Here is a 24,436-nt window from a genome sequence, read left to right as displayed (position 1 = left end):
GGAAATATCAGGGTCTCTTTAGATAAACTCCCTTTTCAATCCATAAGGCTGGATTAAAAACTTACCCTTTTCATGCACCGTGATTATGAATTAGTGCAGGCTTGCATTCGGCAAGAACGGATGGCGCAGCGACAACTCTATGAGATGTTTGCGGGTAAGTTGCTGGTCACGTCTATGCGGTACATGAAAAATAGAGCTGATGCGGAGGATGTTTTACAGGATGCGTTTATTAAGATTTACCAGAAACTACCCACCTTTCGGTTTGATTGTCCGCTAGAGGCCTGGCTTCGGAAAATAGTAGTAAATACGGCCTTAAAAGAATTGCAGAATCAGCCCAACTGGATGAATCATACAGATAGTGAAAATGTAAGTGATACGGTAGAAGACGCAGACTTTACACTTTCAAACTTCCAGTTTGCACAATTGATGGAAATGGTCAATAGCCTTCCCGATGGTTGCAGAACAATTTTCAACCTGTATGCCATAGAAGGGTATCAACATAACGAAATAGCAGAGTTATTGGGGATTTCTGAAGGTACTTCAAAGTCTCAATACTCGCGAGCGAGAACACTCTTGCAACAAAAACTGGGGAGCAGTGCAAGAAAAACAGAGAGCAAGAGCCCGGTAAACAAAATTTAAGAATAAACACTCATGAGTACACGAACGCCATAAGTTCGTGATAAAATCAAATGGAATTTCAAAGACAAAACAATTTTGAAGAAGAATGGAGAAAGGCATTTGATGATGCCTCAGTACCTCCCTCAGATGAATTGTGGGGACGTATTGAGTCGGAGCTAGATAAGAAGAAGAAAAGAAGTCCTTTTTTATTTTTCCTTAAACCGTCATTCATGGCAACAGGCCTGGCAGCAGCCTTAGCCCTGGTGCTGGGAGGTATTTTATTTTTTAACAGAGAAGTAAAAACAAGTGATGTAGCGCAAGGTTCAGCCAAGCCAGCACAAGGAGACACCAGAGTAAATGCCCCAGAATCTGACAATACACCAAAAACTACTGCCACCCCAACAGAAGGACAAACGGCTTTGGCTTCGGCAGACACATCGCCTAATGCAGGGAATATTGTTTCAAGAAGCGCTCAAACGAAAGCAAGCACTCAACCAATCATTATTGGTTCAGAAAGCACTGTGCCGCTAAATGCCCGTAAGATTGAGCTTAGAAATAGTGATTTACCAGTTATCGCCCTTAATCACCCAACAATTACTTCTAACAATACGGCTACTATCCCTACAAGTGTAGAGAATACAGGGCAAAATAAAGAGTCTCTTGCGATAACGCCAGCAATAGCCGACGATAGCAAGTCAACACTTGCAAATGTGGGTAATATTGAAGGTAAAAAGTACCGCTATTTCGGTAGCAGATATACCATGAATAGAAACAAGCTGGCTTTTGATGCAGAAGCATTAGAAAACACAGAAACAGCTGATCTTGCTTCCCATAAGTCTAAAGTATGGGTAGGATTACAGTCAGGTGTTGCCCCATTTGACCCGAATATGAAATTCGGAAGCCTGAATAGTATGGCTTATAGCTCAGCTAATGAATATGCGCAATTGGCAAATGGTTCAGCGGCTAGTCCAGATAAGAATGTGCAGGTGTCAAGACCACAAAATGCAATAAAGGCTGGTTTGGCTATCAATAGCGGAATAGCAGTAGGTTATAAAATTGCGAAGAAATGGTCGGTAGAAAGTGGAATTAAATACCTGAGAGGTAATTCTACTTTAGAAACCAATACGTATGCGTTTCAGAACAATGGCTATGTAAATACTTTCTTAGGCGACTATCTACTCCAAAACTCGGCCAAAGACTATGCTTTTGCCGGTGCCAGTAATACAGTAGTAGCAGATGCTTCTCAATTTGGGAACAGATATGAATATCTGATGGTACCGATGCAGGTGGGTTATGAAATAGGATTGACCAAAAAACTAGGACTGAACGTATTAGCAGGTATCTCAACTGACATCTTTTTACAAAACAGCATTTTTACAGACAATGGTCTGGTAAGAGGGAAAAATACCATTAGTAGCGATAGTAAAATTTATAAGCCTGTCAATTTCAGTGGATTGGGTGGGGTGAGAGCGAGTTATATGCTCAGCAAACACTGGCAGGCAAATATCGGCACTTCGTATCAGCGAGCCTTGTTCTCGGGTATGAACTCGTCGGTAGATCTGAATATGCGATTACAAATGTTTGGAATTAATTACGGCTTTAATTATCGGTTTTAATTAGACGGAAACGCCGCTCTCGATGAGAACGGCGTTTTTTATTTAATTAACCTTATTCTTACTCATATATTCCAGATATTTCACAATCTCTTCAGCTTCTTTAGGTTTTATACCCAGATTTGGCATTTTCACTTCATTACGATAGCTCTCCGGTTTCTGAATAAAGGCTTTTAAATCTTCCACATTCCAATACTCTGTTACACTCTTCGGGAAGTTCAATTCTGGCCCCATTTTACCTCCAATTTTATTAAGACTATGGCAAGTCTGGCAATACTTCTTAAACAGGTCATAACCTGCTTTGGCTGTTTCCACCTTTGGTACTAAAGCCGCATCATTTTCATGCAAAGGAGCCAAATGAATTTTCACTAAGTTATACGGCCATTTATAATCTGCATCAGTCGCTGAAACGCCCTCGTATACCACATAAAATGGCGCAATCTTTACTTCTTCTCCGTTTTTCAAAAGTGTTTCCCATTCTTTACCTTTAGGTGCATCTACATCGTCTACTGCCAGATAAGCTTTTGCTGACAATAGTTTTTCAAGGGGCATTTCCGGTTTATAGCCATCTTCACATTCAAATACCACTTTGGTTTCTGCCGGGTTCTGATTTTTAGCCGATGAGTAATTTTCTAATATTTCCTTTAGTGAAATCGCATTATAGCGTTTCTTCTTGAAATAAACCGGGTCTTCATTTACTGTCACTACCTGCGTTTTTTCCAGCAACCCTTTTTCCTTCAATTCCAATAAATCAATAGAAACAGAGTCGGTAGAACTTAACAGAATAGGCTCAGGTTTAGCTACCTGTAATGAATCACCTTTTGAAGATTCTGATTGACTACAAGAAAGATAAATAAGAGGTAGTAGCAAAAACAACAAAACCTTTTTCATCGGTCAAAATAGGGATGGTTTGGTAACAGAATTTAAAATTAGCCTAAAATATCCGACCTAAAAATCAAATTTGATTTTTTTTATAAAAGCATTACTTTTAGCCATATTTTAAAACTTTACCTATGAACAAAATCACAATCGGGAAAATTCTCTTCCTATGTCTGCTTACGCACCTCTCTTTTGCGCAATGGCAGATAACCGCTAAGAACTTCGACCCTAACAATTATTATGGTGTAACAGTAGCCAACGGAATGGTGGGCATTATCTCATCTCCAGAGCCCTTGAAAGTAAAAGATATTGTATTAAATGGCGCTTTTGATACCTATGGCCGTGGACGGGTATCAAATATCATGAAGGTATTTGAATTTGCCAATATGGAGCTGAATGTAGATGGCAAACTGATTGATAAAAAGAATATCAGCAACTTTGCCCAGACCCTAGATATGCAGAATGCCATCTTTACTACTACTTTCGATTTGGGTAATAAAGTATCAGTCAAATCTAATGTGCTTGCTTTGCGTCACCTGCCCCATTCTGCCATGATTGAGATGGAAATTACGGCCAAACAAGATGTGGAAATCACACCCATCAGCATCATGCAAACACCGGATATGTTAAGAGACGTAGAAAACTACTATCACCTGATTGACCGCCCGCACTCATTGATTCCCTTAATGACATCAGTAGCAAAAACGCCAACAGGTAAACATACCATTGCAGCTTCTAATTCTTTCTTATTTGAAGAAGAACGTGGCAAAGAGCCTCAGATAATCCATGAAGAGTGGGATAATGGTATGCATCGCATGAAATTTACCAGAAAACTAAAAGCAGGTGAAACCTATAAATTTTCGGTAGTAGGTTCAGTAATTTCAACGGCTCACGTAGCCGATCCACACAACGAAGCCGAACGCTTAACCATCTTTGCGGCCCTCGAAAAAAGAGAACGTTTACTGAAAAAACACAAAGAAGCCTGGGCAAAAATCTGGGAGTCAGATATTATCATCGAAGGTGATGCTGAAGCACAAAGAGCAGCACATTTCTCACTCTATCATTTATATTCTTTTTGCCGGGAAGGACAAGCGTATAGCCTTTCACCAATGGGTCTTTCTGGTTTAGGTTATAATGGACACGTTTTCTGGGATACCGAGATATGGATGTACCCTCCTTTATTGGTCATGAAACCTGAGTTAGCAAAGTCTATTTTAGAGTATCGCTTTGAGCGCCTGGCTGCGGCACAAGCCAATGCCAAAGAACATGGTTTTAAAGGAGCCATGTTTCCATGGGAATCAGATGATTCGGGACAGGAAGCTACGCCTGTATGGGCATTAACAGGGCCTTTTCAGCACCATATTACGGGCGATATTGGTTTCGCCTTCTGGAAGTACTATCAGGTGACTAAAGACAAAGGCTGGTTGAGAGACAGGGGTTATCCTATGCTGAAAGAAGTAGCGGATTTCTGGGTAAGCCGGGTTGAAAAAGGAACTGATGGAAAATATCATATCATCAACGTAGTATGCGCTGACGAGTGGGCTGAGAATGTGGATGATAACGCTTATACTAATGGGATGGCCAAAGAAGTATTAGGTTTTGCCAATCAGGCTGCTAAAGAATTAGGGTTACCTGAAAATCCGATGTGGAAAGAAGTACAGGAGGGAATCATTATCCTTAAATTCCCGGATGGTGTTACCCGTGAACACGCCAGCTATAATGGTGAGCCGATCAAGCAAGGCGATGTAAACCTCTTAGCTTACCCGATGAAACAGATAACTGACCCTAAAATCATCAAAAAAGATTTAGATTTCTACTGGAAAGCTTTGGGTGACAACCAACCGGGAGGAAAAGGCCAAAGCCCTGCGATGGCTCATGGTGTTTTCTCTATCCTGAATGTACGCTTAGGCGATACTGAAACGGCTTATAAACAATACCTGGATAGCTATAAACCAAATGAAGTACCACCATTTGGCGTATTAGCCGAAACCGCAGGAGGCACTAACCCTTATTTTGCGACCGGAGCAGGTGGTTATCTACAAACCCTAATCAATGGCTGGGCAGGTCTGGACATTACCGATGCAGGTATCATTCAGCTAAAAACCAAACTACCAGGCCACTGGAAATCATTGACGATTAAAGGAGTGGGCGTAGATAAAAAGACTTTTACGGTGAAATAAGATTTCGTAATAGAGAAAGGGTTTAGTTTTTAAACCCTTTCTCTACAACTGAACCTACAATTCCATTAAAAATTCCTACTGGTAAAAGTCGACGTAAAAACAAAAACATCGAAGCCTGTCCACTGGCGGGATAGCGCAATTTATAAGAACTATCATTAGCTGCCTTAAAAATCGTTTTTGCTACCACTAAGCCATCAGGCGCGCTTTTATATGATTCATCTGTATTTCTGGTGGCAATCTCTTCATATCTATCATAATCTTTCAGGCTTTCTTTTTTGAATACCTCCATCGAGCGACCTAAGAAATCGGTTTTAATAGCACCAGGCTCAATATTCTTAATCTTAATTCCAAACTGGCGCACTTCAAACTGCAAAGATTCTGCCCAACCCTCTAAAGCCCATTTAGTAGCATGATACACGCTATAAAGCGGAAAAGTAATTCTCCCACCCATTGAACTTACATTGATGATTGTTCCACCCTTCTGAGTTCTGAAATAAGGTAGAATCTGTCTGGTTACATTCATCACGCCAAATACATTGGTATCAAACTGTTTTTGGATTTGCTCTCTGGTAGCCTTTTCAAAAACACCTACTGCTCCATATCCGGCATTGTTGAGCAATACATCAATTTTACCAAAGTCTTTGATTGTACTATCAATTGCCTTTGCGATGCTATTATCATCAGTTACATCTAGTTGATACAATCTGATATTGGCTATCTGTTTCAGTTCTGTTTCTTTCTCAGGTGTACGCATAGTAGCGGCAACATTCCAGCCGCGTTCAGCAAAGTATTTTGCGGTTATTTTACCAATGCCGGAAGAGGCTCCGGTAATTAAAATGGTTTGCTTATTCATGATATTGTTATTTAAAGTGAATATTTATTCATTTATAGATTAAAAAAATAGCCAAATAATCTTAGCTCTTCATACCGTCCCAGATAACACTGAAAATTGTTTCCCATTCTTCCGACGAAACGCTTTTCTGCGAATAAAAGGCTACTTTCGCAACTGCCTCAAGCATACCGCATATCAAGGTCACTAATAATTCAGGGTCGGTTTCTTTAACGATTCCTTGTTGCTGTCCTTCTATAATTAATTCATAGAAAGGTCGCATAACTAAACTCTCTTCTTCAAGCACACTTTCGGTTTCATGAAAAAAAGGCGAGCGAAAATATTGTTCAAAAAAAGCCCCATTTTCGGGATGTAATACATTATTAATCAGAAAATTATAACATATTTTGTTCACTCTCTTTTTGAGCGGTTCGTTTGCTGGAATACCTTTTATTACTTCATTAGAGGATTTTCTTAATAAGTATACATACAGTTTTCTGATTAACTCTTCTTTATCTCTGAAATAAATATATACTGTTCCGGTTGCCAGATGCGCTTCTTTGGCCAAATCAGACATCTTCAATCCGGCCAGACCAATGCGGGCAATCATTTTTAATGCTGCTTCTAATATCAGTATCTCCTTATTTTCGTCTTTTGTTCTCATCTCTAATTACAGTACAAATATAAATGAATAAAAATTCATTTTACAAGAGAAATTTGATTTTATTTTTTAAAGCTCATATACCTTAGTGTGTGCCTTCGACTCCGCTCAGGCACTGAAAGACCAATAATTTTTCGGCACAAAAACGGTGTTTAAGGTAAATGGTTAATGAAGCAAACAAAGACCTCTCGGTGCGTGAGCGAAGTCGAAGGCACACGCAAGCATTCTATGTATAGCAAGTAAATCCCCAATTGCAACTAAAAAATCTACACCTTCCTCTCCCCCATTTCCACAGTCTTCCCATTCTCCAACCTGATTATCTTATCCACACAAGCAGGAATCTCATCTGGGTAATGCGTAACATATACCAGCGTTTTATCAAGAGCCAACACCAGTTCATCAACCAAATCTCTGAAATAAACCATGTGGTTATAATCTAGCCCCTGGCAAGGTTCATCCAATAGCAGCAATGATGGATTTTTGACTAAGGCTCTGGCTAAAAACACCTGCCGCTGCTCACCAGAAGATAGTTGAGTAATTTGTCGATTGGCAAGGTGATAGATATTCAATAATTTCAGGTAGTCTTCTACGGTAGTGTGTTCTTCAGGTGTCAGTTTTTTAAATAAGCCGGCTGAATCAAATAAGCCAGAAGCAACCGCTTTCCATACTTCGGTATGACGATTGAAATAGAGATGTAATTCCGGCGAAACATAGCCGATGCGCTGTTTAATATCCCAGATGCTTTCGCCTGTGCCACGTTTCCAGTCAAACAACTCATAATCATTCTGATACCCTTGCGGATTATCAGCCGTAATCAGGCTTAATAATGTACTTTTACCCGAGCCATTGGGCCCCATCAAAGCCCATTTTTCGCCCTTTTTTACCTGCCAGTTTACGCCATCTACTACATTCTTGTTTTTATACTTAACTACAATATTGCGCATATTGATTGCATACGAAAACGTATGTTTCGGCGGATTACTTTCTATTTTTTCTAGGATTTCAGGATATAGTATCTTTTCTTTAGCTATACGCTCATCTGTAAACTGAAAAGGTTTGGTATAGAGCTTTTTCACTTCACCCTCTTCCAATTCAATGATGTTTGTAATACAATCAGGTATTTCTTTGGATGAACTCACAATAATTATCTGAATACCTGATTGCGCTACCTGATTCATTACCTCATGTAATGTATGCCGACTTTCTACATCTAAGCCAATAAAAGGGTTATCTAATAGCAGGTACTTGGGTTTTCTTAATAAAGACAAAGTAATCAATGTCCGACGGGTTTCTCCGTTCGAAAGTGTAACTATACTACGATCTAATAAATGATTAATCTTTAGCAAACTCGCTACACGGGCTACTTCTTCATCTGAAAACTCTGGCGGAGGCAATTTGATAGAATTTTCATTCACTGTCCCCAAAGGCTTTATTCTGTTTTGCAGAATCTCAATCACTGTTGGTGCAATCTCTGCATCCATTGAGTTGAATCGCTGTTGGTAGTATTGTGTAGCCGATTGAACAATCCGGTTGAAACTATAATCTTTGGCTACAAAAGCAATTGCTGAGTAGTGAGGTATATGAGCAGTACCTTTAAACGGGAATATCTTTCCGGCTATCGCCTCCAGCAAAGTGCTTTTCCCGGCGCCGTTGCCCCCAATAATAGCCCAGTTTTCATTTTCTTTGATTTGCCAGTTTAAGTTGTGCAAGACCGTCCGGTCTCCTTTTTGTACGGATACTTTGTTTAATTCAATCATTTGGTTAGAGATAGCCTGTACTCCCGGGGGCTTTTGCCCTTAAGCTGCTTAAAAGTTTTATTGAAATGCGAAATATTATTGAAGCCTACCTCAAAACAAATATCGGCAATAGAATGATTGTCGAATAATAGCCGGCAAGCCTGATTTACCCGATATTCATTCACAAAATCGGTATAAGTCAGATGCGTAATTTTCTTGAAATACCGACAGAACGATGGAACAGTAAGACTAATCAGATCAGCTACTACCTGAATATCCAGGGGCTCACGGTAATGATGCTCTACATACTCATATACTTTATTAATACGATTCTCGTCTTTATGGCTGAAATCAAACAGTGTCTCAGGCGTATTCAATGCAGCGTATTCGGTAGTAGTAGCAAGGGTCTGAAAGATATTCAATAGCTCTACCAATCTATCAAAATGTGAGAGATTCAGCATTTTTTGCAATTTGGTTGCCACTATTTTTTTTGCCTTTCCATGAAAAGAAAGCCCTTGCTTCGCTTTTTCAAACAAATGCTTAACCTGTTGCATTTCAGGTGTATACATAAAGCTTTCGCCCAGAAAATCTTCTCTGAGTTGTACTACAATCTCTTCATGCTCTCCAATAACCCCATAGCCAAAACCTGTATGCGGCAGATTTGGGCCAATGAAAACCAGTTCACCTTCTTCATAGTTAGTCAGGTGCTGGCCGATGTGTAATTTGCCTGAACCTTTACGCACAAAAACGATTTCATACTCAGGGTGATAGTGCCAGAAGAATCGGTCATTTTCTGATTTCCAGTGGATAAGACGGAAAGAACTACCCGTATCAGGGGAGATTTTCTCGTATTCTACTTTCATGCTTTATTATCATTATCAGTAAAACAAATTTATAAAATATGTTAATAAAGTACAAGTATTTGATAATGATGGAATAGTTTATTGTAGAAAAATAGCTGAATTTTGTAACTCTAAAGCACTAGTATTTAGCCTTTCTTTTGACAAATATACTTTACCTATGATAATTGAATTAGCGAAGCCAAGGCTTCGCTTTTTTGTTAATAGGCATTTCAGCTAATTCTGAACAAACGCTCTCAGCTCATCTTAGTTTTACCCATTATTTTCAGGCAGACTATCCAGAAAATCAATCAGTTTTGCTACGGCCAAACCACGGTGGCTGATAGGATTCTTTTCTTCGATACTCATTTCTGCGAAAGTCCGGTCATATCCGTCAGGCACAAAAAGCGGGTCGTATCCAAATCCCAGAACACCTCGCTTTTCATCTATAATACTCCCTCTGATAAGGCCATCAAACTGATGAATATCATCGCCCAGAATCAGAGTAATCACACATCTGAACTGTGCTCCACGGTCTTCAATACCATCCAGATTTTTAAGTAATAAGGCATTATTTTTAACATGGTTCCCATGTTCTCCCGCATAGCGCGCCGAGAAAACACCCGGTTCGCCATTCAAGGCATCTACTTCCAGACCTGAATCATCAGCAATACAATTCACTCCAAATCTTTCCCGAACAAACAAGGCTTTCTGACGCGAATTACCTTGAAAGGTATTTTCAGTCTCAGGAATGTCATCATAACAGCCAATATCAGCCAATGTTTTTAACTGATACTTGTCACCTAACAAGGCTTGTAATTCTTCTACTTTATGTTGATTATTAGTGGCGAGGCATAACACCATAGGTATTGGGGGAGGTTAGATATTTGTTGGAAAAAAGGAGAATGGAGAAAGGAAAACGGAAAAAATTTATTTGGAAATTGGAGAAAGAGAAACGGAAAAAGGCATCAAATATTTGTATTTTCCTTTTTCCGTTCTCCATGTTCTTTTCTCCAAAGCAAAGCCTAAGCGCCTAGCCCTTCTTTCATTTTCTCGGCATTGTCAGCAATGCGGAGTTGTTCAATGAAATCGTCTATGGCTCCATCCATTACGCTTGGGAGGTTATAAACTGTTAAACCTATGCGATGGTCAGTTACACGGCTTTGTGGGTAGTTGTAGGTGCGTATTTTATCAGAACGGTCACCACTACCAACCAATGTTTTACGAGCATCGGCAATCATGGCATTGTGTTTAGCCATTTCCATATCATACAATCTTGAACGCAATACAGAAAGCGCTTTCTCCTTGTTTTTAATCTGTGAACGCTCATCCTGACAGGAAACTACCAACCCCGACGGCATATGTGTTAAACGAACGGCTGAATAAGTTGTATTAACCGACTGTCCACCCGCACCTGACGAGTTGAATGTATCTACTCTTATATCGTTCATATTTATTTGCACATCCACTTCATCGGCCTCGGGCATAGCGGCGACAGATGCCGCAGAAGTATGTACACGTCCTTGAGATTCGGTAGCTGGTACACGTTGTACACGATGCACGCCCGATTCAAACTTTAGTTTGCCATATACATCTTCCCCCTCAACCTGCACAATGATTTCCTTATATCCACCAGAGGTTCCTTCATTATGGTCTAAAAGCGTCATTGTCCAACCCTCTTGTCTTTCAATATAGCGCTGATACATTCTGAATAAGTCTCCGGCAAAGATAGAGGCTTCATCGCCACCTGTTCCCGCACGTATCTCCAGAATCACGTTTTTACTGTCGTTCGGGTCTTTTGGTATCAGCATCTCTTTCAATACAGCCTCAGCTTCTTCTTTCTGAGGTGTCAGAATATCCAATTCTTCTTTTGCCATCTCACGCATCTCCTCGTCTTTTTCATTGGCAATAATATCTTTGGCTCCTTCTAAATTAGACAGGATATTTTTGTAGGCATTGAGTTGGTTGACTATCTTTTCCAGGTCTTTATACTCTTTGCTTAATCGCTTAAATTTCGCCATGTCTGATACCACTTCGGGCATCGTAATTTGTTGAGAGACCTCTTCAAATCTTTCTCTGATGGCTTCTAACTGCTCTAACATACGTTTAACAAATTAAAAAAACTCCCAAGTTATTTACGTAATAAACTTGGGAGAATTGCCGGATAGGCTTGTTTATTTCTTACATTGTGCAAAAACAATCTGATTCAGCTTGATATAAGCGTCATCTCCTGCTTTCTTCGCCAATTCCATTGATTTCTCAGCATTTGGTAAAGCTACGGCGCAATTTCCTTGTTTAGCTGCTACACGGGCTACCAACTGATACGCCCAGTATTCTTTGTTTTGCTCAATTACTTTATTAGCCCAAACCAAAGCTTTATCTAAGTGAATACCCTTTTGGTAATAATAATCAGCAGCCGCGAAATAAGTATCGATTGTAGCATCTGCTTTTGATGTTTTCTCTTCAATCTCTGCCATGATTTTAGCATCAACCGGTTGCTCTACTCTAAATTTCGCTTCTGTGTTTTCCCATTTAATAGCTATGTCTGATGTAGTTGGGTTAATGCCCTCAATGTCAATCTCCATTTGTTCTACAAAAGCTTTAGTCTTCATCGGTTTCACTTTGAAACGATATACATCTTTCTTGTCATCGTATCCATAAGAACCCCATTGCTTATCGTCTGTATTCAGAATTACCGTCCACTCCGTAGCAGTTGGGATGGTATAAAGTCCATAGCTACCTGCTTTTACGGGTGTTCCGTTTATCACTACATCATCATCAAACTTGATTGAAGTGATTTTGTTTGCACCTGTTCTCCAGATTTTTCCGAAAGGCACTAAATCACCAAATATCTTACGTCCTTTCACTGACGGACGGCTATAATCGATCGTAATTTTTGTCAAACCAATGCCTTGTGTAACAGTAGCTGATGGGCTGGCAGCAGGCGTATTGATTTGGGCAAAACTAGAAATAGATATAAGTGTACAAGCAACAAATAGCTTTAGGTTTAAATGTTTCATTGGTTTTTGTCTCTGATATTAGTTTCAGATGCGAAGTTAAGATTTATCTTCCGTTGGCGTGTGCTTTTTGGCTAGTTTTTTAGTATTAGTATCGAAAAACCTTATAAACTATTCCCTTTTCATTGAAAAAAAGCACGAGTCCATATAAGCTAATTTACACAAAAAATGCCTTTTAATAGTACAACATAATCTTTAAATTGCACAAACAAAAAAACGCCTGTTAAAAATGTTCAATCTGTCAACCATTCTGGAGCACCATGCTCGCATCTCACCCGCCAAAGAAGCCCTTATTTTTGCTGATAAAAGAATTACATTCGGTCAATTCGATGCCGTTGCCAACCAGATTGCCAATGGCCTGAAATCTCTAGGTATTGGGCACGGCGATAAAGTTGCCCTTACTTGCCCCAATCTACCTTATTTCCCGATGATTTACTTCGGGATTCTGAAAACAGGTGCTACTGTTGTTCCTCTAAGCGTACTATTAAAACGCCACGAAATAGCCTTCCATCTTCAAGATTCAGATGCCAAAGCTTATTTCTGCTTTGTTGGTAGCCCTGAAATGCCAATGGGACAAGAAGGCCACGCTGGTTTTGAAATGACAGATACCTGCAAAGATTTCTTCATGATTACCCCTGCATTTACAGATGTCTCTCCTATAGAAGGTACTAAAACCCTGGGTATGTTCATGGCAGGGCAATCACCCACATTCCAAAGCCATTTTACCTCTCCTGACGACACCGCAGTTATTATTTATACTTCAGGTACCACAGGCCGACCAAAAGGTGCTGAACTCACTCATTCCAACTTATTCCTGAATGCCTGCCTGAGCAAAGATTTACAGGATTTAGGGCCAGACGATAAATCAATGCTGGTACTACCGTTATTCCATATTTTCGGACAAACTGTCTGTATGTTAGCCAGTATCTATAAAGGTGCAACATCTGTATTAGTCCCACGCTTTGATGCTGAAATGGTGCTTACGCTCATGCAAAACGAAAAAATCACCCATTTTGCAGGGGTGCCCACCATGTACTGGGGATTATTAAATTATCCTGATACCCATAAGTTTGATATGGTAGCCATCAAAAACAACCTCAAACTATGTATGTCAGGCGGAGCAGCATTACCCGTACAGGTTCTACACGATTTTGAGAAGAAATTTGAGGTAGAAATTCTGGAGGGATACGGTATGTCAGAGGGTTCTCCGGTTGTATCATTTAATCACAAAGGCCAATTGCGCAAACCAGGTTCAGTAGGCATTCCGGTATGGGGTGTTGAGATATGCATTATGGATGAAAACGGCAACCAACTAGGCAATAATGAAAAAGGAGAAATCTGTTATAGAGGCCACAATGTGATGAAAGGCTACTATAAACGCCCCGAAGCAACCGCAGAAAGCATCATTAATGGCTGGATGCACTCTGGTGATATAGGCATCAGAGATGACGATGGCTTTTACTTCATTGTTGACCGTACCAAAGATATGATTATCCGTGGCGGATACAATGTCTACCCACGTGAGATTGAAGAATTGATGATGCAACACCCTGCTGTCTCGATGGTAGCTGTAATTGGGATTCCATGTCAGGAATATGGCGAAGAAATAAAGGCTTGTGTGGTTCTGAAACCAAATGCCACTATCACAGATAAAGAACTCATTAACTGGACAAAGGAAAAGATAGCTTCTTATAAATATCCAAGGCAGATAGAATTTATGAGTAGCCTGCCAATGGGTGCATCTGGCAAGATATTGAAGCGGGAGTTGAGAGTGAAGTAATTTTTTAGAAAAGATACAATGTTGAGAAGAGGTATATTTTGGCTAAAGCCAATTTGATTTTGTTAATTTAGAATCTCCAGCTAAAGCTGGCGGCCGCCGCGCGGAGGCAATTGATTCAATAGCCCCCATTTTTAAATGGGGGTAACTGGAAAAACAATCATCCTTATTGGCTTTAGCCAAAACTAGGATTTGTGAGCTTGAATCTTAATCATTAAACTCTATCAAATTTTTAAAGACTATTTTTCTCCCTTATCCATTACATTATTAATAACTTGAGCCCCCATAAAACAAAACAAAAAGGTCTGAAAGAAACATCTTCCAGACCTTTTTATGTATCAATACAAGAAATTAATACTTAAACGGCTTGCCACCGGCTAATACCTCTTGTGTTTTCTCATCGAAAGTAACTTTTAAACCTGTACGGTAAGCAGCATTCGACATGATAGTAGCAATTGAGTGCGAGTAACCCGCTTCAATTGGTGCATGAGGCGTTTTACGGCTGCGTACACATTCCATCCAGTTCTTGATGTGAGCAAATGTCAACGGGTCTCCGCCTGTATTGGCTCCTGATTCTACTTTTGCACCTTCCAGTTTCACTGTTGGCAACAAGTTTGGTTGTAAGCCCATCGCTTTTGCTTCGCGCTCACGTAAACCTCCGGTTGGAGAAATTTCGTTCGTATCCAGGTTAATCATACCGCCATTTGAGTAGTATAATTCTTTCGTTTCACCTGCTGAGTTTGAGAAACGAGAAGTAAATTGTACCTGGAAGCCAGTTGACATATCGTTTAACGGGCCGTAATCAAATACTACGGTTAACGTATCGGCATTGGTTCTGCCATCTTTCCACTGATAGATACCACCATTGGCAACTACCGAACGTGGGTGTGGCAAACCAGAGAACCAGTGTACAGTATCAATCTGGTGGCTCATCCATTGGCCAGGAATACCAGACGAGAAAGGCCAGAATAAACGATACTCCAAATATTTACGAGGGTCAAACGCCGTCATCGGGCGGTTCATGATATAGCGTTTCCAGTCAACATCAGATTCTTTCAGATCTTTAGTTAATTCCGGTCTTCTCCAACGACCCGGCTGGTTTACGTTCCACATCAATTCAACCATTACAATCGGGCCGAATTTGCCTGATTTAATGAAATCTTCAGCCGCAAAGTAGTTTTCACCACTTCTGCGTTGTGAACCTATCTGAACAATTTTACCTGATTCTTTTACTGCTTTCAATACCGCACGGTTATCTTCCATGGTTTCAGCCAATGGTTTTTCTGTGTAAGTATCGCAACCAGCTTTTACCGCTTCAATTGTATGTAATGCATGTTGGAAGTCGGCAGTTGAAATGAAAACCGCATCTACCATTTTAGATGAATAAAGCTCTTCGTTGTTACGGAAAACTTTTACATCGCTACCTAATTGTTTATCTAAAAAGGCTTTTCCTTCTTCACGACGGCGATTCCACAAATCTGAAAGGGCAACCATTTCAAAGTTCATTTCTTTTTGCATGGCTTTGAACGGGCCTACGTGAGACGAACGGTGACGGTCAGAGAAACCAACACAGCCCACACGCACACGGTCGTTTGCTCCGATGATTTTGCCATAACTTTTTGCCGAAAAACCAGTAGCTGCTGTAGCCAACACTGATTTAATAATAAAATCTCTGCGGGTTGTCATAGTTTTATTTGGATTGAATATGATTGACAGATGTTAGTAATTGAATAATTATTTTAATTCCCGGATTTTCAGGTTTTTAAACGATACATTATTGCCATGATCTTGCAACAATATATTGCCTTTATCACCTGCTCCAAAGTTATTATACTTCGCATATTTACTTCGGGCTACTAGCGCATTAAAAATATTACTTTTTCTTTCATATTCTAATACTTTAAAGCCATTGAGCCAGTGTTGTACAATGTTATTAGGATATACTACCAGACGAGCCTGATTCCAGTCGCCAATCTTACGTTGGAATCGTTTATCCAGTTTGTAAGATGGTATCAAATCATATAAACTCGCCAATGTACGGTTGCCTACTACACCCATTTTTGCATCAGGGTGGCGTTCATCGTCTAATACCTGATATTCCAGGCCAATACCCGATTTTCCGCCCGAATCAAAATCTTCGTTTACAAAGTATTTCAAACCAGAGTTAGCTCCTTCGGTTAGTTTAAACTCAAAAGTCAATTCAAAAGCGCCAAATTGCTCGTCTGTTACAATATCATTTCCTGTTTCAGAACCGTCAGACGGACTCACGTTGATAGCACCATCCACCACGCTCCAGTGTTTCTCAGGCATTTTGGTTTGGTGAACACCTCTCCAACCAGTAAAATCCTTTCCATTGAAAAGCATCTTGAAACCCTGCGCTTTTTCTTGTGGTGATAAGTTATTCAACAACAAGTTCACAACAGGTGTATTATCAGTCGGGCTTGGTTTTAAATCAGTGGTCTGTATCTTGATGTTTCTCCAACGAATCTGTTTGCCCGGTGTATCGTTTTTGCCAATGGCATGCACTTGCAGGGCAATAAAGCCTTTAGGCGTTATATCATCAACCAGATACGCGACAGGCACACCATTTACCCAGGTACGGATGATATTTCCAATAGCCTCGATGCGGTATTTATTCCAGGCATCTTTCTTGAAAGCCTTTTTACCCTCCGGATTTGAGTTTGGAATGTACAACCAGTCGCGACGGGCTTCATCATAAATCCCACCCGACCATGCACGGTCTGACGGGTCAATTTCCATCTGGTAGCCATGCACACGTCCATCTTTGTAATCAGCTTTCGACAAACTACGGAATTGTATGCCTGAATTCATCGAGTTATCGACTTTCAGCTCTAATTCAAGGATGAAATCGCCATAATCCTGCTCAGTTGCCAGAAAAGAATTCGGAGTGTCCGAAACAGTAGTACCTACTATTTCTCCATTCTCAATGGTGTACTTCGCCTTACCATTCAGTTGCTTCCAACCTTTCAGGTCTTTTCCATTGAAAAGATTCGTCCATTTCTGCGCTGTAGCTGTGTAGACAAACGAGTTTACAGCCAGAAATACGATTAGTATTTTTTTCATTTAGGTATGAATAGGGATTGAATAATTTTTATTCAAAATTACACTTTATGTATATACCAGTCTAATACCTATTTGGCTAAAAATTCCTAAAATTTGATAAAGAATCTACTCTCATCAGGCAAATTTGATATTTATCGACTCTAAGTATTTCTTGCTGGTTTGTCCGCACTCAAGGGCTGTTCTTCCTTTTACAGGTACCGAATCCAGTTCTATTATATTCCAGCCATCAAATTTAACTTTATCTAATGCTTTGAAGATAGATGGGAAATCTACGCGTCCTTGTCCTAATTCCACAAACTGATAGCCTGATTTGCTTTCGACCGGCTTCGTATCTTTGATATGTGTAGCATACAGAATATCTTTATATTTGATAATAGCATCAGCTGGGGTTCCACCACCTTGAGTATAATGCGCTACATCGAGCTCTAGCTTAATGTATTTGGTATCCATTGCGTTGATCACAATATCTACTTCTTCAGGTGTTTCGCCTAACTGGTGCATGTGGTTGTGCCACGCTGGTTGAACACCTGTTTCTCCTAATATCTGTTTAGCGATTTCCGACATATTCTTCGCATATTTTTTCAACTCTTCCGTTGTCGGCATTCTGTCTTTCGGACGGGCGTTATTCGTAATTTGTAGTGATTTTCCTCCTAAGGCCTTTACGAAACGGGCATGGTTCATGTGCGTTTCCAGATCTTTCGAAATATCATCGTCTATCCCTACGTTTCCACTCGAAAACATAGCTAGTACGAGGCCATTCTTTTCTATAGTGTCTTTTAAGTCCTGTGGTTTATCTTTAAAAGGTGCATAGGTATTCGCTCTTAACTGTATTCCTTTGAAACCTAAAGCAGCAATATCTTTAATAGCCACGAGGTCGTTGCCGCCCCAGGTAATTGCCGAATAAGCCATTTTGTGTTTGCCGCCTTTAGCAGCAGCCAGGCTTTCAAGTGAAATCAGTGAAGATGCGGTCAGTAGCGACGCCTGAGTGAGGAAGTCTCTGCGGTTCATGGGGTTGATATTGTTTATTATGTAAAAAATGAATTTAAAAGAGCCTGTTTAAATATTATAATTCGACCTTCAAAGGTATCCGCGCGGCGTCCGCTTTTTCACTTATACTGCGTTGTATTTTTTCGTCGTAGCTGCTGGCTACGCCTGCAAAATACGCCTTGTCTAACTGAAAAATCTATCCTTTTCGGTCAGAAAGACAATATCTAAACAGGCTCAAAACCTAAAAAGAGAGGACTCCTTAAAACGAAGGAGCCTCTCCAATGAACTATGATGAAACAAAACTAATTAAAATCCTGGATTTTGTGCAAACTTACCGTTCGCAGATCGGTCAATTTGTGTCTGCGGTATAGGGCGCACATAGTGTTTATCTGTAATATTAACCGCTGCTTGTGGGTTATATAGTTTTACTCTTTCTACCAATAATCCCCAACGTTTCAAATCCAACCAACGCATTTGTTCACCAGCCAGCTCTCTTGCTCTTTCTTCGATAATCATCTCGAAATTCATTTGAGCATCCGTAATCAACATGGCATCTTTTTTACCAGGCCAGCCAGCTCTGTAGCGTACTGCATTTATTGCTGCTGTTGCCTCTGCTATGTTGCCTGTTTTTAACTGTGCTTCAGCCAACATCAGATAAATATCTGCCAGACGGAATACAAAGAAATCGCGGCTACCTGCTTCATACGTTAAGTCAGGGCGTTTAGTATCAAAGAATTTCGTCAGGGTTGGGAACAGAGCTTCGCTATAAGCACTTGGCACTAAAACCTGATATTTTTTCTTGGCACGTTCTTCCTGAGACATTTCATAACCAGGAATAAAGATAGCAGTATCTCCGGCTGCGAAATTAAGCTTGCTTTTAGAGTTATCAAAAGAAGCATTTAGATTACTACCTGGGTTATTGCTCAACCAGGTATCTCTGAAAGTCTTTTTATAACGAGAGTCATTGGTTCTGTCTGCGAAAACAGTATTCAATAAGTAGGCAGTAGGGCGCAGACGTTTGAATGGACGACCATAGAATACGTCACGTTTCATGCCCGGTTGTACGTCATATTGCATACCAAAGAACAAGTGCAGGTTATTACCACCATTTACAGCACCAGTATTGTTAGTCAAGTTAGTTAATGGGTCTGTTGTATATTGTACTGCATATACTACCTCACTGTTTTGCTGATTATTCTCATCATGCACCTGTGCATAATCATCCAACAATTTAAAGCCGTAATTTTTTATAATGTTATTGCAAAGTGTTGCCGCTTTTGAGAAATCATCAGCCGCTTTCTGAGCAGAATAAGCTTTTACTAAATAAACTTTCGCTAAAAGTGCTTCAGCTGAAGCCTTTGTAGCACGACCATAGTCAGAAGAATGACCCTTAGCTTCCAGATCAGCCACTGCATCGTTCAAATCATTAATGATTGCAGTATACATCTGCGCATCTGTTGCTCTTGAAGTTTCCTTAGTAGGCACCAATGTTTCGTTCAACCTTAAATCTACGCCACCCCATTGCATGAACAGAATATAATAGTAGTGCGCTCTCAAAAATTTGGCTTCTGCTACTCTTAGTTTTTTAGTAGCATCAGATACGGCTGCTTTTGGAGCTCTTTCAATAACGGCATTACAGGTATTTATACCACGATACAGTTCATCCCAGGTATTAATCAGATAATCTACTGTAGGCTGCATTTGCGTATCATAGAAGTGGAACCCTTTATAACCACCATCTGCACCGGTAGCATAAATATCAGTACCATATTCAGTTAATGTCAACCCTTGCTGAGTTCCGTAGAAATATCTGAGAGGGGAATAAGCTGACTTTACAGCATCTTCAAACCCTTTAGCAGTATTCATATAATCGTTACCGATACCTGATACTACTTTTTCATCCAATAAATCTTTACACGACTGAGTTGCCAAAAGCATTGACATTACTCCTAAGACTTTGATTGGTTTTAATATATTTTTTAGTTTCATTTTCTTAATAATTAAAAATACCTTTTAAATTTTTCCGACTAGAATCTCACATTCAAACCAAAGGTAGTAACCGATGTAGCAGGCACAACGTTTTCACTAACTGATGTTGTTCCGTTACCAGAAGAGGTAATAGTTGCCTCTGGGTCAATACCATTGTATTTATCGCGGTATACAGACCAGATTTTAGGCTGTTGGATACTTGTGTACAGGCGAAGTGACTCCATACCTAATTTCTTAGCAATTTTTGGAGAGAAAGTATAGCCGAAGTTGATATTTCTTAATTTAACAAAAGTACCATCGTAGTAAATCAAAGTAGTATTATAAACCGGGAACTCCTGATTGCTCTTAGGACGAGGGAATTCATTAGTCGGATTATTTGGTGTCCAGTAATCAACTTTGATTTGTTGGTAACGACCCGCTAACTGGTTTCTGTTCTGATGGAAACCACTCACAATCATGTTTCCGAAACGGCCAAACAAGAAAGCAGATAAGTCAAAGCCTTTGTATTCAAATCTGGTTGTGAATCCGGCGCTGAAATTAGGTATATCTGAACCAAGTAATACGCGGTCGGCAGATGTAATCTTGCCATCACCATTTGTATCCTGTACTTTAATCTGACCAACCTCACTACCAAAAGATTTTGCTAAGTCAGCCTCATTGCTTTGCCAGATACCTACTTTCTTGAAATCGAAATATGAATTCAATGGTTGTCCGATAAACCAACGGTTTCCTATGTCATCAACTTTACCATTGTATAGAGAGATGATAGCCTCAGTGTTTTTAGTAAATGTAAAGTCTGTTGTCCATTTGAAACCACTTGGAGAATTTACGTTTACAGTTGTAAAGCCCAACTCTACACCTCTATTACGTGTCTGTCCTACGTTTCTTGTCACAGATAAGAATCCGGTTGAGCCAGGTAACTGGTCAGATAATAACAGGTCAGTAGTATTGGTTTCATAAAACTCTAATGAACCTTGGATTCTTCCTCTCAGGAAGCTGAAATCTAAACCAATATTGGCAGTAGCCGAAGATTCCCATTTCAAATCAGGATTTCCGATAGTATTTGGTCTATAACCGAATGCCGCAACACTACCCCATGCGTAAGCTGTTCTTGTCAACAACCCTTGTGTTTGGTAAGGAGCCACCCCTTGGTTACCTACCACACCCCAACCTACTCTCAGTTTCAATAAGTCTACCCAGGTAATCTGCTTCATAAATTGCTCATTACTAATGTTCCATCCTAAAGCCACACCAGGGAAATTACCATACTTGGTATTAGTACCAAAACGGCTTGAACCATCACGGCGCAAAGTAGCCGTCAAAAGATACTTGTCATTGAAGTCGTAGTTTACACGAGCCATATAAGAGTTGATAGTCCACTGAGTCAATCCACTACCTACTAATAATACTGAACTGGCATTACCTAAGTTATAAAACTGTTGCGTTTCTGCCGGAACACCCTGAACCTCAGTTCTGAATACTTCAAAATTATCTCTTTGAATAGAGTGTAATAAAGTAACACCCAGATTATGCTTACCGTTAAATGTTTTATTATAGTTAATGATATTTTCAAGTGTCCAGTTAAAGCCATTGTTATTCTGAACAGAAGCCTGAGGGTCACCATATTTACGAGCATTGGTAGCGGCACCTATAAATCTACCCCATCTCTGAATAGTAAAATCCGGGCCGAAGTTTACACGGTATTTTAAACCTTCAATGATTTTCACCTCAGCGTAAAGGCTATTAAACAAGCGGTATTTTTTAGTTTCATCCACCTGTGCACCCGGAACAATCTCTGCTAAGGGGTTAGTCAACAAAGCATCATTGGTAGGTGAGAAAATAATGTTTCCTTTATCATCATACGGTACAGCCAACGGGTTTTGCTGAATAGTCATCCCATACGGGTTCAGGTTCTCTCCGTTTCTGATGCTATACATGGTATAAGAAGAGATACCCACTTTCAGACGGCTATTGATATTGTGATCAATATTAATTCTCAAAGACATACGAGTATAATCTAAACCCGCAGAAATCCCTTTGTCCTGAAAATAACCTCCTGAAATATAAAACTGGGTTTTATCATTTCCACCTTGTACACCCAACGAGTGGTTTTGCATTACGCCATTACGTAAAATCAAATCCTGCCAGTCGGTGTTTGTACCATTAGCAATACCTCTTGCTACAGCAGGGTCACCACCTAATACAGCTACTTTAGCATCAGCGGCAGGGTCGCCCACACCTGTTGGTACTGGGTTACCGTTCGCATCTTTATAATTATTTGTAGCTCTGTAAGCCTCTCTTACATACTCAAGGAATTCAGAACCACTAAATAATTTGATTTTATCTAATGGTGTTGAAACCCCGCCATAAGCATCATAGCTTACTGTGGTTTTTCCTTTAACCGCACCTCTTTTGGTAGTTACCAATACAACCCCATTGGCACCTCTGGCACCATAGATGGCTGTTGCAGTGGCATCTTTCAGAACCTCCATTGACTGAACATCGCTTGGGTTTAAATCTTCGTATCCTGCAGATAACGGAATACCGTCTACTACATATAATGGATCGTTTCCTGCATTGAATGACCGACGACCACGAATCAGGATTTTAGGTACCGAACCTGGTCTTGAGCCTGATTGAGAAACATCAACCCCGGCAACACGGCCTTGCATAGCCTGACCTAAACTGGTAATTGGCATCTCCTGAATTTGTTTCGCACTTACCGACGAAATCGCACCCGTTGTCTGGCTTTTCTTTTGAGAACCATAACCAACTACAACCACCTCGTTCAAAGCAGCTGCATCTTCTTCTAAAGCAACATCAACTGTTGTTTTAGTACCGATGCTTACCTCCATAGGTTTAAACCCAATGTAACTAAACACCAAAACCGCATTATTTGCGGCCTGAACTGAAAACTTACCTGAAGCATCTGTGATTGCACCTTGTGTAGTACCTTTCACCGTAACACTAACACCCGGAAGGGCGCCGCCACCTACATCAGAAACTTTTCCTGAGACAGTCCGGCTTTGGGCTTGTGCGAACTGCCAGCTGAGAAGCACAGCAAACACAAGCAACATTCTTTGTAGTAGTTGTTTCATACAAATAATTAAGGTTAATATAAAATTAGGCTTCCGCTAAAAAAATGAAAATTTATTATTGGAATAATTACAAAATTAGGAATAGATATAGGCTTTTACCACTAAAATTTAGTCATTTTCTAATATTTTTTTGACTAATAGTCTCAACATTTAGGAAATAAATCTAGCGTAAATGAATTTTGCTACTATATTTACATGATTTTTATCAGTAGCTATCAAAAGTGATAGAGCATAGACTGAACAGGCATTAATAGCGACCAAAGAAATGAAACCTCAATTACTTAAAATATCCAATCCGGCCGATTATTCATTTAATCTCTATGTGCAGGAATGCCCCTTTTTCCCTACTCCGTGGCACTATCATCCGGAGTATGAAATTGTACTAATCTTAGAAAGCACGGGTAAGAAGTTTATTGGTAGCAGCATTACAGATTATGGCCCGGGTGACTTGTGTATGATTGGCTCTTATCTGCCGCATTATTACCGGAACGATGAAGAATTTTATGTGAAAGACTCAGGTTTAAAAGCCCGTTCATTAGTTATTCATTTTCTGGAAGATTTTTTAGGAGATAAGTTTCTGGAGGTTCCTGAAAGTCAGGCTATCAAAGCTTTGCTTGAGCGCTCTAAACGTGGTTTAACATTTGGTGAAAACACAGTAAAAAAAGTTGAACCAAAATTCAAGAACCTGCCCAATCTGAAAGGCATGAGCCGTTTGTTGGAAATGATTTCGATTCTGACCATTCTGGCAGAAAGTGAAGATAAACAGGATTTAACAACTAACCCTATCTCACTGCGTAACGAAGTAGATTCGGCACGGATGAATAAGGTATTTGAATATGTGATGTTGAAATATCAGGAAGAAATTCAGCTAAGCGATGTAGCCGAACTGGCCAATATGAGTGAGTCGGCCTTTAGCCGTTATTTCAAGAAACGCACACGCCGTACCTTCTCGCAATTTCTTGCCGAAATACGTATCGAACACGCCTGTAAATTATTGATGGCTGATAAAATGAGTGTAGCCGAGATTTCGTTCGAAAGTGGCTTTAATAACCTTTCAAACTTTAACAGACAGTTTAAGGCTATCAAAAAGATAACTCCGCTGACGTATAGAACCAAGTTCCTGGAATAG

The 24,436-nt window shown here is 40.0% G+C and carries 18 protein-coding genes; 5 read left to right on the top strand and 13 right to left on the bottom strand.

Features of this window, described 5'->3' with window-relative positions; all coding sequences use genetic code 11:
- Positions 1-72 precede the first annotated feature (72 nt).
- A complete protein-coding gene (locus ACYVFA_RS22480) occupies positions 73-639 on the top strand; it encodes an RNA polymerase sigma factor (RefSeq protein ID WP_460474117.1) in 567 nt (188 codons plus the stop codon).
- Positions 640-689: 50 nt separating this feature from the next.
- Entirely contained in the window at positions 690-2,234 is a 1,545-nt protein-coding gene (locus ACYVFA_RS22475) for a hypothetical protein (RefSeq protein WP_460474116.1), read from the top strand.
- A 42-nt stretch (positions 2,235-2,276) separates the two neighbouring features.
- Here ACYVFA_RS22475 and ACYVFA_RS22470 read toward each other — a convergent pair whose 3' ends face one another.
- The gene (locus ACYVFA_RS22470; protein WP_460474115.1) at positions 2,277-3,122 is read right to left on the bottom strand and encodes a c-type cytochrome; all 846 of its coding nucleotides are present in this window, start codon (positions 3,120-3,122) and stop codon (positions 2,277-2,279) included.
- A gap of 122 nt (positions 3,123-3,244) precedes the next feature.
- Here ACYVFA_RS22470 and ACYVFA_RS22465 point away from each other — a divergent pair, with 122 nt between their 5' ends.
- Positions 3,245-5,290, top strand: coding sequence for a glycoside hydrolase family 65 protein (locus tag ACYVFA_RS22465; protein WP_460474114.1), 2,046 nt, complete (start codon positions 3,245-3,247; stop codon positions 5,288-5,290).
- Between the two features lie 22 nt (positions 5,291-5,312).
- Here ACYVFA_RS22465 and ACYVFA_RS22460 read toward each other — a convergent pair whose 3' ends face one another.
- The 7 genes from ACYVFA_RS22460 to ACYVFA_RS22430 form a co-directional block, all read right to left on the bottom strand.
- Complete coding sequence (locus ACYVFA_RS22460) at positions 5,313-6,143, bottom strand: SDR family oxidoreductase (protein ID WP_460474113.1); 831 nt, start codon at positions 6,141-6,143, stop codon at positions 5,313-5,315.
- A 61-nt stretch (positions 6,144-6,204) separates the two neighbouring features.
- Entirely contained in the window at positions 6,205-6,783 is a 579-nt protein-coding gene (locus ACYVFA_RS22455) for a TetR/AcrR family transcriptional regulator (protein WP_460474112.1), read from the bottom strand.
- A gap of 263 nt (positions 6,784-7,046) precedes the next feature.
- On the bottom strand, positions 7,047-8,537 hold the full coding sequence (locus ACYVFA_RS22450; RefSeq protein ID WP_460474111.1) for an ATP-binding cassette domain-containing protein: 1,491 nt from the start codon (positions 8,535-8,537) through the stop codon (positions 7,047-7,049).
- Complete coding sequence (locus ACYVFA_RS22445; protein ID WP_460474110.1) at positions 8,534-9,379, bottom strand: AraC family transcriptional regulator; 846 nt, start codon at positions 9,377-9,379, stop codon at positions 8,534-8,536. The genes ACYVFA_RS22450 and ACYVFA_RS22445 overlap by 4 nt, the downstream gene beginning before the upstream one ends.
- Positions 9,380-9,628: 249 nt before the next feature.
- Complete coding sequence (gene rdgB, locus ACYVFA_RS22440) at positions 9,629-10,219, bottom strand: non-canonical purine NTP pyrophosphatase (RefSeq protein WP_460474109.1); 591 nt, start codon at positions 10,217-10,219, stop codon at positions 9,629-9,631.
- Positions 10,220-10,380: 161 nt separating this feature from the next.
- Positions 10,381-11,457 carry a peptide chain release factor 1 gene (gene prfA / locus ACYVFA_RS22435; RefSeq protein ID WP_460474108.1) on the bottom strand — a complete coding sequence of 359 codons (1,077 nt, stop codon included), beginning with the start codon at positions 11,455-11,457 and terminating at the stop codon, positions 10,381-10,383.
- A gap of 72 nt (positions 11,458-11,529) precedes the next feature.
- Entirely contained in the window at positions 11,530-12,375 is an 846-nt protein-coding gene (locus ACYVFA_RS22430; RefSeq protein WP_460474107.1) for a DUF2911 domain-containing protein, read from the bottom strand.
- A gap of 226 nt (positions 12,376-12,601) precedes the next feature.
- Here ACYVFA_RS22430 and ACYVFA_RS22425 point away from each other — a divergent pair, with 226 nt between their 5' ends.
- The gene (locus ACYVFA_RS22425) at positions 12,602-14,152 is read left to right on the top strand and encodes a long-chain-fatty-acid--CoA ligase (RefSeq protein ID WP_460474106.1); all 1,551 of its coding nucleotides are present in this window, start codon (positions 12,602-12,604) and stop codon (positions 14,150-14,152) included.
- 348 nt (positions 14,153-14,500) lie between these two features.
- On the opposite strand, the gene ACYVFA_RS22420 is transcribed toward ACYVFA_RS22425, so the two are convergent.
- The 5 genes from ACYVFA_RS22420 to ACYVFA_RS22400 all read right to left on the bottom strand — a co-directional run bounded on the left by ACYVFA_RS22420 (position 14,501) and on the right by ACYVFA_RS22400 (position 23,286).
- Positions 14,501-15,835 (bottom strand): Gfo/Idh/MocA family protein, encoded by a 1,335-nt coding sequence (locus ACYVFA_RS22420; RefSeq protein ID WP_460474105.1) that lies wholly within the window; start codon positions 15,833-15,835, stop codon positions 14,501-14,503.
- Positions 15,836-15,883: 48 nt separating this feature from the next.
- Positions 15,884-17,233, bottom strand: coding sequence for a 3-keto-disaccharide hydrolase (locus tag ACYVFA_RS22415; RefSeq protein ID WP_460474104.1), 1,350 nt, complete (start codon positions 17,231-17,233; stop codon positions 15,884-15,886).
- Between the two features lie 114 nt (positions 17,234-17,347).
- Positions 17,348-18,241: a sugar phosphate isomerase/epimerase family protein gene (locus ACYVFA_RS22410; protein WP_460474103.1), complete on the bottom strand. Its 894-nt coding sequence runs from the start codon at positions 18,239-18,241 to the stop codon at positions 17,348-17,350.
- A gap of 285 nt (positions 18,242-18,526) precedes the next feature.
- A complete protein-coding gene (locus ACYVFA_RS22405; protein WP_460474102.1) occupies positions 18,527-20,209 on the bottom strand; it encodes a RagB/SusD family nutrient uptake outer membrane protein in 1,683 nt (560 codons plus the stop codon).
- 38 nt (positions 20,210-20,247) lie between these two features.
- Positions 20,248-23,286: a SusC/RagA family TonB-linked outer membrane protein gene (locus ACYVFA_RS22400; RefSeq protein WP_460474257.1), complete on the bottom strand. Its 3,039-nt coding sequence runs from the start codon at positions 23,284-23,286 to the stop codon at positions 20,248-20,250.
- A gap of 286 nt (positions 23,287-23,572) precedes the next feature.
- Between ACYVFA_RS22400 and ACYVFA_RS22395 the strand changes: the two genes are divergently transcribed.
- Positions 23,573-24,436: a helix-turn-helix domain-containing protein gene (locus ACYVFA_RS22395; RefSeq protein ID WP_460474101.1), complete on the top strand. Its 864-nt coding sequence runs from the start codon at positions 23,573-23,575 to the stop codon at positions 24,434-24,436.

The organism is Emticicia fontis (assembly GCF_054779675.1).
Note: the sequence above shows the minus strand (reverse complement) of the source record. Positions and strands in the feature narration are given on the sequence as shown.